Raw genomic sequence first — 16,225 nt, 5'->3', positions numbered from 1 at the left:
TTTAACAGTTGTGATTCCCAAAACGAACTCACGAATGCACTTTAAGTTCGCTTTAGGAATCTGTCAATGGATTTTGTTCGTTGAGGCGTACTTTATGGATTTCAAAAGCGGAGGGCGTAAAGCAATTGACCGTCTGATTGAGGCCTATGGCTTCACTACACGGCAGGCTTTATGTGATCATTTAGGGGTTTCAAAAAGTACCCTCGCGACCCGATATATGCGGGATATATTCCCTGCGGAATGGATTATTCAAGGTGCACTTGAAACCGGTGTTTCCCTATCATGGTTAACAACCGGTGAAGGTGTGATGTTTGAAAACGCCAAACTGAACGATGTTGTACAAATTCCGCGCAAAAAATTATTGGATGGAAAACTCTACGACTCGAATTTTTATATGTTCGATAAGGCATTCTTGCCTGACGGATTAAAAGACCCGGTTGTTATCCTTGATGGTGATGTCACCTATATTGCTGATCGCCAGTTCGATGAAGTTCAGGATGGTAAATGGGTTGTTGATATAGAGGGAACAATCAGCGTTAGAGATATTATTCGTATTCCCGGTGGCAAAGTGCGAGTTGAGGGCGGGAAGTTTGCATTTGATTGTAATTTAGTCGATATCATCGTAGTAGGAATTATAAAAACAATTAAATTTAATTTATAATTAAACTCTGGATAACTGACCATGATTGTAGGCTTAATAATAAGGAATTTTAAGACTTTCAAAAATCAGCATTACATCCCGATATCTCTTGATGGGAGGCTAAGCTGGTTCATTGGAGAGAATGGTGTTGGTAAGAGTACAATACTCTGTGCTCTAGACGCTTTGCTTAACAACAGTGACATCAATAAATTAGATGTAAATAATGAAGTCAGAAGTCAAGGATATGATACTAGAGAACCGTTTATTGTTCCTATATTCTTAATCGACAAAGAAAAAATAAAAGGTACTTCTAGCGTTTCTAAAACACTAGAAATAATCAGCAATATTACATGGCAGATAGAATCCGAGGATTTCAAACTACTTCAAAGACCTATTGCAGAGAAATTTGTCGCACATCGAGGTAAATTATCTAAATATTATAACGACAAAACTCATTACTTAATTCCTTTAGGATTTACAAAAGAAAGACCAAGTGACATGCCTATTCCTTATATGTCATTCTTTGGTTCTATTGATGATTATGAAGAACAGTTAGAATCATCATTCGAACCAACAAATACCTCTTGGCAAAAAAAATACAATCATAAAGATACGTTATCTAAAACATTGCAATCAATAAAAGAATTATATAATTACATATATCTCCCAGCAGAGATAACTGTTGATAGTTATTCAAAACTAGAGGGTGAACTCTTACAATCACTATTAGGTGAGGACATTCAGCAAAAAATAAGTAAAGTAATTAAAAAAAGTGATATAACCGAAATCAATCGATATTTAAATACTTTCATTGAAGATGTGTCAAAGATTTTAGATGGAAATTATCAATTTAAAAAACCATCACAAAGACAAAGTCAGTTTACGCAACGTCATATGATAATAAAAATTATAGAGTCATATTTCAGCGATAAAGTTTTACACTTCCGAGATGGAAACAAAAAAGAAGTTCCAGCATATAATCTAAGCTCTGGTGAAAAAAGGCGGGCATTATTAGATTTAGCAACTGCATTTTTAAAAGCTAATCCTAAAAAAGCCCAGTTACAGACCATTTTTGCAATTGATGAGCCAGAACTATCATTACATGCTACTGCATGTTTTAAGCAATTTGAAAAAATAAGACATATAAGTGAATTAGGAGTTCAAACCTTAGTTACAACGCACTGGTATGGTTTTTTACCTGTTGTAGGTGATGGAACAGCAGTGTACATATCGCCAAATCAAACACATATATCACCATTGAATTTAAAGTATTTTCGAGAAGAGTCGATAAGATTAGTCACTGAATCAAATGGTTCATATTTAGATACTTTAGAGGTTAAAAGTAATTATGATTTAGTTCAGTCGATCATTTCATCGATCACGTCAGGGAACAGTTATAATTGGTTAATATGTGAAGGACGGACCGATAAAAAATACCTTCAGGCTCATTTAAAAAATGAAAATATAAGTAATTTAATTGTTCTGCCTGTAAGTGGCTGTATAGTATTAAAAAAAATATTCAATTATCTTCTTTTGGCACTAGAAGATAGAAAGAAAACAATTTCTGGTAAAGTCTACTGCCTTATGGATACAGACATTCAATATGATAAGTTTGATGCTAATGACTCCATCCCAAAAATAACATTAAGGCGAATACTTTATGATGGTGATGCAAATAAAATACATTTAGTAAAAGCGTCTGATAGTAAAGTTAGCCCCGCAACAGAAATTGAGGATACTCTTGATGCATTGTTATTCGCACGTACACTCATTAAATTAAAAAATGAAAATGAAATAGATTTTGATTTTATTAAAAAAGGAATGGAATATTATCCCGGCCCATCATTTAATGCATTCGAAATCACCCCAACTCAAAAGAAAAAAATAGCTGATTTCTTTTCAAGGCCAGGGATGAAAGATGTCTTTTGTGACACATATATCTCGTTGTTAGAAAACGCCAATGATGATCCTGATATAAGTACACCCGAATGGCTAAAAGAAATAATACAATTCTTTAAAAAGTGAAAAATTTCTATTGTTTAACTATAAACAAACAAACATTGACCACTGTCTATCCATACAGTTAAATACCCCCTTTATCTTCCAAGGGGGTTCTCAATGTCAGTACGCAAACAACCAACAGGCCAATGGTTATGTGAGTGCTACCCGGCAGGCCGTACAGGTCGCCGGGTAAGAAAAATGTTTGCGACTAAAGGTGAAGCCTTAGCCTTTGAACGTTACACCATGGATCAGGTGAGCAATAAGCCTTGGTTAGGAGATGCACCAGACCGACGTACATTAAGCGAGGTTGCCGAACTTTGGTACAACCTGCATGGTCGTTCTCTGGAAGCCGGTGAAAAGGTTTATAAGAAACTGAAATTGATAGTTGCTGCGCTAGGTAATCCCCCCGCTCACAGTTTGAGTGGCAAAGATTTTGCTCACTATCGTTCTAAGCGTTTGTCTGGCGAAATTTACTTTTCTGAGAAATGGAAGAAAGGTGCAAAACCGGTTACCGTGAATCTAGAACAAAGTTTTTTGAGCGGTATGTTTAGCGAGTTGGCCAGATTAGGTGAATGGAACCTACCGAACCCATTAGACAATCTGCGCAAGTATGCCGTGGCAGAAAAAGAGATGGCGTGGCTCACTCATGAGCAGATTAAAACACTATTGGCCGCATGTAGTTTTGGCCGGGCAGATTTGCCTATGGTAGTTAAAGTTTGCCTCAGTACCGGGGCGCGATGGAATGAAGCGGAAAAACTCACCCGCTCACAAGTCAGCCCGCACAAAATTACCTTTGTCAGAACCAAAGGCAAAAAGAACCGCAGTGTGCCAATCAGCAAAGAACTTCATGACGAGTTAATCGCGTTAGAGGGAGACCGACTTTTTAGTGAATGCTATTTTCGCTTTATGGCCGCAATCAACACCACAGATATTAAGCTACCCGCTGGCCAGCTCACACATGTTTTGCGCCATACGTTTGCCGCTCACTTTATGATGTCCGGGGGTAACATTCTGGTATTGCAACGTATCCTTGGTCACAGTGATATTCAAATGACAATGCGTTATGCTCACTTTGCGCCAGAACACTTAGAAACCGCAGTGCAGTTCAACCCGCTAACCACCATGAAAGCTGGCGACAAAGTGGCGGCGGAGGTTACCCTTCCCTAGTATTTACTACCCCTCAATAACTAATCAACTCATTGTATTTATTGTATATTGTTGTTTTATATAGAGTAATGAGACTATCGGGTTTTTTCTTGCCTGAAATTCGAACGCCCCATCCCTCCCCCTTAAGGCTTTCTTAAGACAAAATTATTACAGTAGGAACATCACTACTTCTGCTCCAGGCTATTTCGTGAAGATCAACAAACCTGCCTCTCAATCAAGCCTCATGACATCGACATTAAATAATACCTCAACGGCACTGACAATTAGGACAAACTCCCTTTACTCGTTGCCGTTATCCTTTTATTTTTGGCAGGTTTTTGCATTGGTGATCAGTGGATTGCTGTTTCTTTGGTTATCCCGTGATGAACAGTTGGATTGGCTTATCAGTAATTATTGGTTTGATCCCGCCTCGCAACATTTTCCATGGGAAAATAATTACTGGCTGGATTTACTGAATCATCGCTTATTGAAAATAACCATTATCAGCGCTGCCGTCGTCACATTGCTATGGGGTCTTTATCGCCGTAATAAGCGCGTAGTGACCACTATGTTGCTGTTCGGTATCGGCCCGCTGGTGATAGGTGTGCTAAAAGCGACCAGTGCCCACTCCTGCCCTTGGGATCTGGTGGAGTATGGCGGTAAATCCCTGAGCTATGTGCTGATGGGAACAGCCCCGGTCGGCGCAGGCCTTGGTCACTGCTTTCCTGGCGGCCATGCCTCTAGTGGGTTTGCAGTAATGGCATTGTTTTTCTTGTTTTACCCCGAGCGGCCACGCTGGGCTTTATTGTGTTGGTTTGCGGGGGTGAGTCTTGGCATGTTGATGGGTTTTGGACAAATCATGCGCGGGGCACATTTTCTTACCCATAACCTGTGGGCGGGTTGGTGGGTTTGGCTCAGCCAATTGGCTGTGTATTGGATGATCAGCGGTTTTTACAACCGTGATAAGGGTAAAGAATGATTGAACAAATGAATTACTTTTTCTTTTCCATGATAAATGCCACTCCAGCATCATCGCCATGGATGATTTCTTTTGCGACTTTTATCGCACGCGATTTGATCATGATTATCCCCATATTATTAGTGGGTATGTGGTTGTGGGGGCCACAAAGCGATATGGACTCACAGCGTGCCTTAGTGGCCAAAGCCGCTATCGCACTTGCTTTCTCAATGCTCTCAGCCTCCTGCATTGGGATGCTTATCCCCCACGACCGGCCTTTTGTCGTCGGTTTTGGTTATAACTTTATGAATCACGCACCCGATAGCTCTTTCCCGAGTGATCACGGCACCGCTATTTTCACTTTTGCTCTGGCCTTTGTTTTTTGGCACAAACTGTGGTCCGCTATCAGCCTGATGGTCGTAGCTATCGCAATTGCATGGTCACGAATTTACCTGGGTGTGCACTGGCCATTAGATATGGTGGGTGGATTTTTGCTAGGAATTGTCGGCTGCCTGTTTGCACAATTGGTGTGGAACTTGTTCGGCGACGCTATTTCAAATGGGTTAAAACGCCTCTATCAGGTTGGGTTTGCCTTACCTATCAGCAGAGGCTGGGTCAGAAACTAGCACCCTCTACGTGACTCATCTCACATTGCCGGCAGATTAAAATGCCGGCCAAATTCTCCGTAGAATCCTTTCACAATTTTAAAATGTACTAAAAATCAAATAATTACGCTAATACATGGTGTTTCATGCGGTTATTTAATCACCATTAATGTAATTAAAATAACAAAATAAAATCTAAAACAGCTAAAAATGTGAGAATTAGCTTTGTTTTTTCCTACCAATGTTATTATTATAACAACAGAGCTAACTTATAGATGAACTAAAGGATAAAAATCATGACGATCAATTACGCTAATTATATTGACCATACCCTACTGGCAATGGATGCCACCGAAGAGCAAATTATTAAGCTGTGCGAAGAAGCCAAGCAGCATCATTTTTATGCGGTATGTGTTAACTCTGGGTATGTTCCAGTTGCTGCACAGCAGTTAGCAGGCACCTCGGTTAAAGTGTGTTCAGTCATCGGTTTCCCGCTGGGGGCTGGCTTGACCGAAGCAAAAGCCTTTGAAGCCCAAGCTGCTATCAAAGCTGGCGCACAAGAGATTGATATGGTTATCAATGTTGGCTGGTTGAAAAGTGGCAAAATCGCAGAAGTTAAAGCGGACATCAAGGCCGTGCGCGATAATTGCGCCGCCACACCGTTGAAGGTAATATTAGAAACCTGCCTGCTTAGCGATGCACAGATTGTACAAGTTTGTGAAATGTGCCGTGAGCTTGACGTCGCTTTTGTTAAAACCTCAACAGGTTTCAGCACTGGTGGCGCTAAAGAAGATCATGTCAAATTGATGCGTGCCACAGTTGGCCAGGAGATGGGGGTCAAAGCCTCCGGCGCGGTTCGTGACAGAGCGACAGCAGAAACAATGATTAAGGCTGGCGCGACACGAATTGGCACCAGTTCTGGTGTTGCTATCGTTTCAGGCCAGCAAGCATCGGCATCAAGTTACTAACTTATTAAATATCCAATAGATTTCAAGCTGCTAAATGGCGAGTAGCTCGCGCCCGCAGCTTGAAAGGTGATGGGTATAAGCCCGGTTATTACCGGGCTGAGGTTAATGACAAAGTCCTCGTAGCGGTGAAAACAGGCAGATCGTAAAGACGCCGTAAAATCGTCCCTGATGGCTCGAGCCGCGCCATCCCTGGCGCGGACGCTTTACTCTTCTATCTGTCCTCACTTTGCAAGATCGAGTTGTCGAGGTTTATCAGCAGTCTGAGCCCGGTTATTGCCGGGCTTACTTATTCCATGTACTGTTTGTACTCTTTGTTTTACGCTTTTCATTTTACAGTTCATGGTGTTAAAAATAACTCGTCAGGGATAGCTTATGGAAACTCGCCGTGCAGAACGTATCAATAAACTTACTCAGGCCCTTAAGCGCTCCGACAAAATTCATCTAAAAGACGCAGCCAATCTATTGCGTGTTTCTGAAATGACGATTCGGCGAGATCTGAGTGCCGAACCTACTTCTGTCATTTTGCTTGGCGGTTATGTAGTGATGGACCCCAAAAGCAACAATGCCAATAACTATTTTGTGTCCGACCAACAAGCCAAGCAGGTGGAAGAAAAGCGCCTAATTGGCCAGTTAGCGGCGCGTCTTATTGTGGAAAATGACACCGTTTTTTTTGACTGCGGCACCACAATTCCTTCAATAATCGATGAGATAGATGAGGAACTGTCATTTACTGCCATCTGCTACTCCCTCAATACCTTCCTGTCTTTACAAGACAAACCCAATTGCAAAGTTATCTTGTGCGGGGGTGAATTCAAGCCCAATAACTATATTTTTACCCCTATCAGCCAACATAATGAGCTGGACAATGCTTGCCCAAATAAAGCTTTTATCTCTGCGGCGGGCGTTTCTATTGAGTATGGAGCCACCTGTTTCAACTTTGATGAGATCTTGTTGAAACACCGCGCTATAGCCAAATCCCAGCATAAAATCCTGGTGGCTGACCACAGTAAATTTGGCAAAATCAAGCCCGCCAGTATTGGCGCGCTAACACTTTTTGATGCCATCGTGACCAACCGTCAGCCCGATAGCGAATTCAGCCAGTTCTTTTTACAGCACAATATCAAAACCTACTGTTAGATTCTTTTCCCCCTTATATACTCTAAATAATTCGAGTCGCAGGAAGGCGGCAAGAGAGAGAACCCCGATGAGCTTACTCTCGTAAGTGATTCGGGTAATTGAACGTAGCCAACGCACATGCAGCTTGAAGTATAACGAGTATAGATACGGATAACGGGCAAGATGCGCGCTAGATTCCCCCTCTCATTGATGTTATCCATAATGGCTGACACCCTTGATTACATAGTAAAAATCTTAGTTCACAAAATACTCAGTAGATAATTCCTTTATCTATATCAGATAAAAAATGGATTATATTTAAGCAAAATAATCTGACGGCAAATAACCATATTTAATTTGTGGCTTAATGGTGCTTTTATCCCTGCTAAATTTAAAACACGATTCCATTGTCGAATTAATATCCACTTATATTTAGGTTTAAGGTAAATTAATTTAACATTTAGTGTTCTTTTAATGCATTCAATTAAAGGAATGGTGTTAGTTTATTGTCTGACAATTACTAATCGCTCATTTTCATATGACAAATAAAGCATAGAGTACCAATAATCACTCGCTGACTTATTCCCATCCATCAACACTGTTATTGTTGTTTTCTTATTTCACTGTTTATATCACCGCCATTTCCAGATGCTATTGCTTATTCGCATAAAAAATAACAATTACCATTAATATCAATAAGTTAAACCAATTCACTTTCTTTGAATTAATGATATTCGTCAACAAACCGGTTAAAAAACCGATTTTTACTAGATTCGCAAGCTGGGTTAAAATATATTGCCCACCAAGGTATTAAGGGATAAAAAATAAATCGTTTATTTATTGTTCAGTAAGAAAGAGGTGTTTTTCATTGTGCTTATTGATGGATTATAAACATTCATATAACAATAGTTTGTAAATCCGCAACAAGTCATGAATGTCGAGTTTATTGAGCATTTGCGAGCATGATCACGGTAGTTTTCACTACAAATCGCTATCTTGCCGCCAGCAAAAACTACTGTTCTTTATTGAACAACAAAAATATCCGATAAAGCGAATTCACCCTCTTAAAATCGGTTAAATTTTGCACTTTAACGTTTAGGTATAAATCACAACCACGACACCAAAGTAATAACCAGGGTACCAACTTTAAACAAATCGTTTCGACTGAATTTTTCGCCTGATAACGTCGCTAAATAAGGCATTACAGGTACTTAACTTTCGGCTCTTAATTTTAAATTAACGTGTTCACATTGGAGATTTTTCATGGACACTACTCAAACAGGCACTATTGCCTCCTCGGGAAAAACTTCATCAAGTACATGGCGTAAAAGTGACACCATGTGGATGTTGGGTCTGTACGGTACCGCAATCGGCGCAGGTGTATTGTTCCTGCCAATCAATGCGGGTATCGGTGGCCTTCTACCTCTGATCGTTATGGCTATTATTGCTTTTCCTATGACCTTCTATGCGCACCGTGGCCTGTGCCGTTTTGTGCTGTCAGGTAAAAATCCGGGAGAAGATATCACTGAAGTGGTTGAAGAGCATTTTGGTCAAGGCGCGGGTAAACTGATTACCCTGCTTTACTTCTTCGCTATCTACCCAATTTTGTTGGTCTACAGTGTCGCGATTACCAACACCGTTGATAGCTTTATTACTCATCAGATGCATCTGCCATCCCCACCACGTGCCATTCTGTCGCTGATCCTTATCATCGGCCTGATGACTATCGTGCGTTTTGGTGAGCATGCCATTGTGAAAGCAATGAGTATTCTGGTATTCCCATTTGTTGCAGTCCTAATGCTGCTGGCTGTTTACCTGATCCCTAACTGGTCAAGTGCTATCTTCGAACACGTTTCCATGGATGGCAATGGTACTGGTAGTGGTCTGTGGATGACTCTGTGGCTGGTCATTCCGGTGATGGTGTTCTCATTCAACCACTCCCCAATCATCTCTGCCTTTGCAGTAGCAAAACGCGAAGAATATGGTGTTGATGCTGAGAAAAAATGCTCGCGCATTTTAGCTTTCGCACACATCATGATGGTTGTTACCGTGATGTTCTTCGTATTCAGTTGCGTCCTGAGCCTGTCCCCTGCGGATCTGGCAGAAGCGAAAAGCCAGAATATCTCCATTCTGTCTTACCTGGCTAACCACTTTAATACCCCAATGATTGCCTACATGGCACCGGTTATTGCCTTTATCGCTATCACTAAATCTTTCCTGGGCCACTATCTGGGCGCACGTGAAGGCTTCAATGGCATGATGATCAAATCTCTGCGCAGCAAAGGCAAAGAGATCAATCATGACAAATTGAACCGCATTACTGCCCTGTTCATGCTGGTCACTACCTGGATCGTAGCAACCATGAACCCAAGCATTCTGGGCATGATTGAAACGCTGGGTGGCCCAATCATCGCGATGCTATTGTTCCTGATGCCAATGTACGCCATCCATAAAGTTCCGGCGATGCGTAAATACAGCGGTAAAGTAAGCAACGTATTCGTGGTCATCATGGGTCTTATTGCTATCTCAGCAATCTTGTTCAGCCTGTTCGGTAAATGATTCTGACGCTGGCTAACCTCCACGGCCAGCTCATTAGCATCCACTGAAAATCGTTTCAAAAGCCGGTGCGTCCGCGCCGGCTCTTTTTCCCACGGCATATAAGCATTTTAATAATTAACGCCTTTACATGAAGGAGGCGAATAATATGGTCAGCGTTTTTGACATTTTCAAGATTGGTATTGGTCCTTCCAGCTCTCACACCGTCGGCCCGATGAAGGCTGGCAAGCTGTTTACCGATGATTTAATCGCACTGGGGCATCTTTCTGCCATCACCCGAGTCACCGTTGATGTTTACGGTTCTTTGTCTCTAACCGGCAAAGGCCACCATACCGATATCGCCATCATTATGGGTCTGGCGGGGAATCTGCCTGATACTGTTGATATTGATGCTATCCCAGGTTTTATCCGTGACGTAGCCGCACGGGAACGTTTGTTGCTGGCAAATGGTAGCCATGAAGTCGATTTCCTGGCAAATGGTGGAATGAATTTCCATGAAACCAACTTGCCGCTGCATGAAAATGGCATGACCATCAGCGCACATGCGGGCGATGACTGCATTTTCAGCAAAACTTATTATTCCATTGGCGGTGGGTTTATTGTTGATGAAGCTCATTTTGGTCAGCAAGATAGCAACGCAGTTACTGTGCCCTACCCGTTCAACTCTGCGCGTGACTTACAAAAGCACTGTAAAGATACCGGTTTATCTTTATCGGGCTTAGTGATGCAAAATGAGCTGGCTTTGCACAGTAAAGCCGAGATAAGCGCGCACTTTGGGGCTATTTGGGATGTGATGCGTGCCGGTATTGAGCGCGGTATTAATACTGAAGGCCTATTGCCCGGCCCGATGAAAGTCCCGCGCCGCGCTGCCGCATTACGCCGTATGCTGGTGACTACCGATAAGCATAATGCTGATCCGATGATGGTTGTCGACTGGATCAATATGTATGCCTTGGCCGTCAATGAAGAAAATGCTGCGGGTGGTCGAGTGGTCACAGCACCCACCAACGGGGCTTGCGGTATCATCCCTGCGGTACTGGCTTACTATGACAAATTCATTCGCCCAGTGAATGAGAACTCATATAGTCGCTATTTCCTCGTGGCAGGTGTTATTGGTGCTCTATATAAAATGAACGCATCTATTTCCGGCGCTGAAGTGGGTTGCCAGGGGGAAGTGGGTGTAGCTTGTTCAATGGCCGCAGCCGGTCTGGCGGAGTTGATGGGCGGCAGCCCTGCTCAAGTCTGTATCGCGGCTGAGATCGCCATGGAGCATAACTTGGGGCTGACTTGTGACCCAGTGGCGGGCCAGGTTCAGGTGCCATGCATTGAGCGTAACGCCATTTCTGCGGTGCAAGCGGTTAACTCAGCGCGTATGGCATTGCGCCGCACCAGCGAGCCTAGTGTCTGTCTGGATAAAGTCATCGAAACGATGTACGAAACCGGCAAAGATATGAACTCAAAATATCGTGAAACCTCCCGTGGTGGTTTGGCAATCAAGGTTGTTGCCTGTAACTGATTTTCCTCAGTAATCAGATGATAAAAGGGCTACGGTGAAGTAGCCCTTAATAACCGCTACATCAGCTAAATAACTGGCTGATTTTCATCATTAAAAAGTCCCAGATGCGGCTGAAGAACCCGCCCTCTTTGACCTCGTTTAATACCACTAATGGGCGCTGATCAATGGTTTGCCCATTCAGTTGAAAATCAATAGTCCCGACTACCTGATGCTTCGCCAGCGGGGCGCGCAACTCGGTCTCATTCAGCTTATAACTGGCTTTCAAATTCTTCATTTGCCCTTTCGGGATGGTGATAGCAGCATCCTCCGCCACACCCAGTTCAGCTTGTCCAGTGTCACCAAACCATACTTTCTGCGTCACAAAAGGCTTTGTGGCCTTAATCGGCACCACCGTTTCATAGAAGCGGAATCCCCAGGTCAATAGCTTCTCACTTTCACTGAAACGGACTCTGTCACTGGGTGCGCCGAGCACAACAGAGATCAAACGCATCGGCCCGTCGGTAGCGGAAGCCACCAGATTATGCCCAGCGCCAGCGGTAAAGCCGGTTTTCATACCATCTACGTTGAGATTAGTACTCCATAACAATCGGTTACGGTTAATCTGGCGGATTTTATTAAAGGTAAATTCTTTCTCTTTATGCAATGCATATTCATCAGGAACATCGCGGATCAACGCCTGCCCCAATACTGCCATATCATGTGCGGTACTGTACTGACCAGGGGCATCAAGGCCATGCACCGTCATGAAATTGGTGTTATTGAGGCCGAGAGCTTTGGCGTAATTATTCATCAAGCCAACAAAACTGTCCTGACTACCCGCAATATAATCCGCCAACGCGATGCTGGCATCATTACCAGACTGGATCACGATGCCTTTATTCAAGTCGGACAATTTCACTTGATCGCCCGGTTTCAAAAACATCAATGAGGAGCCGCGCAGTGCCGGGTTACCGGTGGCCCAGGCATCTTTGCCGACCGTCACTAAATCGTCCGGATGCACTTTACCGGCTTTAATTGCCTGTCCAATCACATAACTGGACATAATTTTGGTCAAGCTGGCCGGGTCAAGGCGTTGGTCACTGTTCCCTTCTGCCAGCACTTTTCCACTGTGGTAATCCATCAATACATAGGCTTTGGCGTCTATCGCAGGAGCCGCAGGAGAGTCAGCCGCGTGGGCATAAGGCAGTGCCAAGAGCAATAAACCAGCACTGAAAGTCAGCTTTTTGAGCTTGAACGGGGGAATAAATTTCATCATGAGGTCGCCAGAGTATCCTTGCAAATAATCGGAAATAAGTGGTATTCCCAGAAAAAACCACTGTCCAATTAGCGAAAAAGTAACGTTTTTTCACTGGTACTGAAATATTAGCTTAGCCACAAATTAGTACCGCTCTAAATTTATCCCATTGCCGCGCCAATTGGGCATAGTTTTACGTTTTGTTTTGTAAAGAGGCTATTTTCACACAGTATTGATGGCTATACGGCTAACCATCTGCCTATCTGAACGGCCTTACATCTAAGCACCTAAGCGTCTAAAAAACCATAACTATATTACCAAAAGGAATATGAACGGGTTATTTGTTATTTTTAGTGCCTAAGCCGCTAGCGCTATTATCCAGCCGTAGATGGTTAACCGAACTCATTCGGTTAACTCAATTTTTACTGGAGTCAATAATGGCTATCCCACGCTCGGTGCTTGATCTTATCGGCCACACCCCCCTATTGGAACTGACCCGCTTTGATACCGGCCCGTGCCAATTATTTGTAAAATTGGAAAACCAGAACCCTGGGGGTTCGATTAAAGACCGTGTTGCACTCTCCATGATTGAACAGGCAGAAAGTGACGGTCTGCTGCAACCTGGCGGCACTATTATTGAAGCCACCGCAGGGAATACCGGCCTTGGCCTGGCGCTGGTTGCCGCACTAAAGGGCTATAAGCTGATACTGGTGGTACCAGATAAAATGAGCCAGGAGAAGATTTTCCATCTGCGCGCATTAGGCGCGCAAGTGCTGCTAACCCGCTCTGATGTGGGTAAAGGCCATCCGGCTTATTATCAGGACTATGCTCTGCGGTTGGCGCAGGAGACTCCGGGTTCTTTCTATATTGATCAGTTCAATAACCCGGCTAACCCCGCAGCTCACCGTACCTCAACCGGCCCGGAACTGTGGCAGCAGATGGGCGAACAAATCGATGCCATCGTAGTGGGCGTGGGTTCCAGCGGCACTCTGAGCGGCCTGAGCCACTATTTCTCCGAAGTTTCACCGACAACTGAATTTGTGCTGGCTGATCCAGCGGGTTCCATTTTGGCGGATTTCGTTGATAGCGACCGCATTGGTGATGCCGGCAGTTGGCTGGTCGAAGGGATTGGCGAGGACTTTATCCCGCCGCTGAGTAACTTCTCTCAGGTGAAAAAATCCTATCGTATTGATGATGCAGAAGCTTTCAGCACCGCACGCACCCTGTTACGCGAAGAAGGTGTATTGGCTGGCTCCTCAACCGGCACCTTACTGGCCGCAGCATTACGCTATTGCCGTGAGCAAACCACGGCTAAGCGAGTGGTGACCTTTGTCTGCGACAGCGGTAATAAATATCTGTCCAAAATGTTCAATGACTACTGGCTATTGGAGCAGGGGCTACTGAGCAAACCTCAACTGGGTGATTTACGTGATTACATCACTTATAGCCATGAGGATGGCGCGACTATTTCTGTCTCGCCAGAAGATACCTTAGCCGTCGCTCATGCCCGCATGCGCTTGTACGACATCTCCCAATTGCCGGTATTAGACGGCGAAAAAGTGGTTGGATTAATCGACGAATGGGACTTGCTGAACGCGGTGCAAACCGATGCTTCTCATTTCAAACACCCTGTCAGCAACGCGATGACTCGTCAGGTCAAGACTTTACAGAAAGAGGCCGATTACCGCTCTTTACTGACGACCTTTAATGATGGCCATGTAGCGGTGGTGCTGGATGGAGAGCGATTCCTCGGCCTGATTACTCGTACCGATGTTTTGAATACCTGGCGTCAAAAGCTGGCTTAATCTTCTCTTATTAAGGATTTTTATCATGGCAAAGTTCGATACCCTAACCGTCCATGCCGGTTATACCCCAGACAGCACCGGTGCAGTGATGCCCGCAATTTATGCGACATCCACTTTCGCACAACCGGCCCCCGGCGAACACACCGGGTATGAATATTCCCGCAGTGGTAACCCGACACGCACCGCGCTGGAAAAAGCGATTGCAGAATTGGAAGGCGGCATTCGTGGTTATGCTTTTGCTTCTGGCTTAGCTGCCTGTTCGACCGTTCTGGAACTGCTGGATCAAGGTAGTCATATCATTGCTGTGGATGATTTATACGGTGGCACCTACCGTTTGCTGGAGAAAGTGCGCAGCCGCACTGCCGGTTTGCGCGTCACTTATGTCTCCCCTGCGGATACCGCAGCCTTGGAACAGGCCATTTTACCTGACACCAAAATGATCTGGGTGGAGACGCCAACTAACCCATTGTTAAAATTGGCGGATCTGACGGCGATTGCTGCTATTGCCAAGAAGCATCAATTGATCAGTGTGGCAGACAACACCTTTGCCTCTCCTTATATTCAGCGCCCGCTGGATTTAGGATTTGATATTGTGGTGCATTCAGCCACCAAATACCTGAATGGTCACTCAGATGTCGTCGCGGGTGTCGCGGCGGTAGGCAATAACCCTGAATTAGCCGAACAATTAGGCTTTTTACACAATGCAGTCGGCGGGATTTTAGACCCGTTCAGTAGCTTCCTGACATTGCGCGGTTTACGAACTTTGGCTTTACGTATGGCGCGACATAATGATAGCGCCCAGCGCATTGCCGAATGGCTTGAACAGCAGCCGCAAGTGGAAAATGTGTATTACCCGGGGCTAAAAAGCCACCCGCAACACGCACTGGCAGCCAAACAGATGGCCGGTTTTGGCGGCATGATTTCAGTGCGATTGAAAGGCGATGATGAGTTCGCCCGCGCCGTTATTAAGCGCTCGCATTTGTTTACGCTGGCCGAAAGCCTCGGTGGGGTTGAAAGCTTAATCAGCCAGCCCTACAGCATGACTCATGCCTCAATCCCACTGGAAACGCGCTTAAAACATGGAATTACTCCACAACTATTGCGTTTATCCGTTGGGATTGAAGACACCGAAGACTTGATTGCAGACTTAGACCAAGCGCTGAACGGCTAAGCTTTAATCAGACGAGAAAGGTAGGAATAGAGGCCATTCCTACCTAACTATGCAGAATACAGGCTAAACCGCCCGTTGCCACACATGACCACGCTCTTCAAATACTAATTTTTCCATAGATTTCTGCACTTGCGAATCCACCAGTATGCGCAACAAATGCCCCACATCACTGGTTTCATCAATCGATTCCGCATAAAGCGCTCGCAAAGCAACATCTGCGGTTCGCGGTAAACTGGTTTGCCCCTTTTCCCAACGAGCGACCGTCTGTATATCCACGCCGAGCAATGTCGCGAGCACTTTTTGCGACATATTCATTTCAACACGGATAAATCTAATTTCATCAGCAACTAATGGTTTGCAGCGATTAACTAATATTTTGCCAATGAGGCGATGCAACCCATCAACATCATCAATACTAGTAAACTGCTCACCATTAATAACGTCATAGTGATAACCATTTGCCAACCACACTGTGGTTAACCCGCTTTCCGTGTAGTGATACATGACCT

At 44.3% G+C, this 16,225-nt stretch carries 13 protein-coding genes; 11 read left to right on the top strand and 2 right to left on the bottom strand.

Annotation, left to right across the window (positions count from 1 at the left end; all coding sequences use genetic code 11):
- The first annotated feature begins 94 nt into the window (after positions 1-94).
- The 9 genes from QSV56_RS01515 (at position 95) to QSV56_RS01475 (ending at position 11,506) form a co-directional block, all read left to right on the top strand.
- Positions 95-661 (top strand): phage repressor protein CI, encoded by a 567-nt coding sequence (locus tag QSV56_RS01515; protein WP_267248594.1) that lies wholly within the window; start codon positions 95-97, stop codon positions 659-661.
- Positions 662-682: 21 nt separating this feature from the next.
- Positions 683-2,665, top strand: coding sequence for an AAA family ATPase (locus tag QSV56_RS01510; RefSeq protein WP_267248595.1), 1,983 nt, complete (start codon positions 683-685; stop codon positions 2,663-2,665).
- A gap of 93 nt (positions 2,666-2,758) precedes the next feature.
- The gene (locus QSV56_RS01505) at positions 2,759-3,808 is read left to right on the top strand and encodes a tyrosine-type recombinase/integrase (protein WP_267248596.1); all 1,050 of its coding nucleotides are present in this window, start codon (positions 2,759-2,761) and stop codon (positions 3,806-3,808) included.
- 286 nt (positions 3,809-4,094) lie between these two features.
- On the top strand, positions 4,095-4,766 hold the full coding sequence (locus tag QSV56_RS01500; protein WP_046694841.1) for a phosphatase PAP2 family protein: 672 nt from the start codon (positions 4,095-4,097) through the stop codon (positions 4,764-4,766).
- Positions 4,766-5,371 carry an undecaprenyl-diphosphate phosphatase gene (gene ybjG, locus QSV56_RS01495; RefSeq protein ID WP_172665986.1) on the top strand — a complete coding sequence of 202 codons (606 nt, stop codon included), beginning with the start codon at positions 4,766-4,768 and terminating at the stop codon, positions 5,369-5,371. Before QSV56_RS01500 ends, ybjG begins: the two co-directional genes overlap by 1 nt.
- 275 nt (positions 5,372-5,646) lie before the next feature.
- Positions 5,647-6,318: a deoxyribose-phosphate aldolase gene (gene deoC, locus QSV56_RS01490; RefSeq protein ID WP_046050685.1), complete on the top strand. Its 672-nt coding sequence runs from the start codon at positions 5,647-5,649 to the stop codon at positions 6,316-6,318.
- Between the two features lie 372 nt (positions 6,319-6,690).
- The gene (gene deoR / locus QSV56_RS01485; protein ID WP_019079916.1) at positions 6,691-7,455 is read left to right on the top strand and encodes a DNA-binding transcriptional repressor DeoR; all 765 of its coding nucleotides are present in this window, start codon (positions 6,691-6,693) and stop codon (positions 7,453-7,455) included.
- 1,242 nt (positions 7,456-8,697) lie between these two features.
- Positions 8,698-9,993: an HAAAP family serine/threonine permease gene (locus QSV56_RS01480; RefSeq protein ID WP_005171308.1), complete on the top strand. Its 1,296-nt coding sequence runs from the start codon at positions 8,698-8,700 to the stop codon at positions 9,991-9,993.
- Positions 9,994-10,138: 145 nt separating this feature from the next.
- Positions 10,139-11,506 carry an L-serine ammonia-lyase gene (locus QSV56_RS01475; RefSeq protein ID WP_050157357.1) on the top strand — a complete coding sequence of 456 codons (1,368 nt, stop codon included), beginning with the start codon at positions 10,139-10,141 and terminating at the stop codon, positions 11,504-11,506.
- A gap of 61 nt (positions 11,507-11,567) precedes the next feature.
- Here the strand turns inward: QSV56_RS01475 and QSV56_RS01470 are convergent, their stop codons facing one another.
- On the bottom strand, positions 11,568-12,761 hold the full coding sequence (locus QSV56_RS01470) for a serine hydrolase (RefSeq protein WP_019079918.1): 1,194 nt from the start codon (positions 12,759-12,761) through the stop codon (positions 11,568-11,570).
- A gap of 416 nt (positions 12,762-13,177) precedes the next feature.
- Here QSV56_RS01470 and QSV56_RS01465 point away from each other — a divergent pair, with 416 nt between their 5' ends.
- Together QSV56_RS01465 and QSV56_RS01460 are read left to right on the top strand one after the other, a co-directional pair.
- Positions 13,178-14,545 carry a cystathionine beta-synthase gene (locus QSV56_RS01465; protein ID WP_050298341.1) on the top strand — a complete coding sequence of 456 codons (1,368 nt, stop codon included), beginning with the start codon at positions 13,178-13,180 and terminating at the stop codon, positions 14,543-14,545.
- Between the two features lie 25 nt (positions 14,546-14,570).
- A complete protein-coding gene (locus tag QSV56_RS01460) occupies positions 14,571-15,716 on the top strand; it encodes a PLP-dependent aspartate aminotransferase family protein (protein WP_013650116.1) in 1,146 nt (381 codons plus the stop codon).
- A gap of 63 nt (positions 15,717-15,779) precedes the next feature.
- Here the strand turns inward: QSV56_RS01460 and QSV56_RS01455 are convergent, their stop codons facing one another.
- Positions 15,780-16,220, bottom strand: a complete 441-nt coding sequence (locus QSV56_RS01455) for a DNA-binding transcriptional regulator (protein WP_019079921.1) — start codon at positions 16,218-16,220, stop codon at positions 15,780-15,782.
- Positions 16,221-16,225: the final 5 nt, after the last annotated feature.

It is taken from the genome of Yersinia sp. 22-579, from assembly GCF_030433455.1.
Lineage (GTDB): Bacteria > Pseudomonadota > Gammaproteobacteria > Enterobacterales > Enterobacteriaceae > Yersinia > Yersinia enterocolitica.
Note: the sequence above shows the minus strand (reverse complement) of the source record. Positions and strands in the feature narration are given on the sequence as shown.

Excerpts from the sequence above, each read along its gene's own strand:
- QSV56_RS01460 (WP_013650116.1), top strand. The coding sequence starts at position 14,571 with ATGGCAAAGTTCGATACCCTAACCGTCCATGCCGGTTATACCCCAGAC.
- QSV56_RS01505 (WP_267248596.1), top strand. The coding sequence starts at position 2,759 with ATGTCAGTACGCAAACAACCAACAGGCCAATGGTTATGTGAGTGCTAC.
- QSV56_RS01470 (WP_019079918.1), bottom strand. The coding sequence starts at position 12,761 with ATGATGAAATTTATTCCCCCGTTCAAGCTCAAAAAGCTGACTTTCAGT.
- QSV56_RS01455 (WP_019079921.1), bottom strand. The coding sequence starts at position 16,220 with ATGTATCACTACACGGAAAGCGGGTTAACCACAGTGTGGTTGGCAAAT.
- QSV56_RS01480 (WP_005171308.1), top strand. The coding sequence starts at position 8,698 with ATGGACACTACTCAAACAGGCACTATTGCCTCCTCGGGAAAAACTTCA.
- QSV56_RS01465 (WP_050298341.1), top strand. The coding sequence starts at position 13,178 with ATGGCTATCCCACGCTCGGTGCTTGATCTTATCGGCCACACCCCCCTA.
- deoC (WP_046050685.1), top strand. The coding sequence starts at position 5,647 with ATGACGATCAATTACGCTAATTATATTGACCATACCCTACTGGCAATG.
- QSV56_RS01510 (WP_267248595.1), top strand. The coding sequence starts at position 683 with ATGATTGTAGGCTTAATAATAAGGAATTTTAAGACTTTCAAAAATCAG.
- QSV56_RS01475 (WP_050157357.1), top strand. The coding sequence starts at position 10,139 with ATGGTCAGCGTTTTTGACATTTTCAAGATTGGTATTGGTCCTTCCAGC.
- deoR (WP_019079916.1), top strand. The coding sequence starts at position 6,691 with ATGGAAACTCGCCGTGCAGAACGTATCAATAAACTTACTCAGGCCCTT.
- QSV56_RS01515 (WP_267248594.1), top strand. The coding sequence starts at position 95 with ATGGATTTCAAAAGCGGAGGGCGTAAAGCAATTGACCGTCTGATTGAG.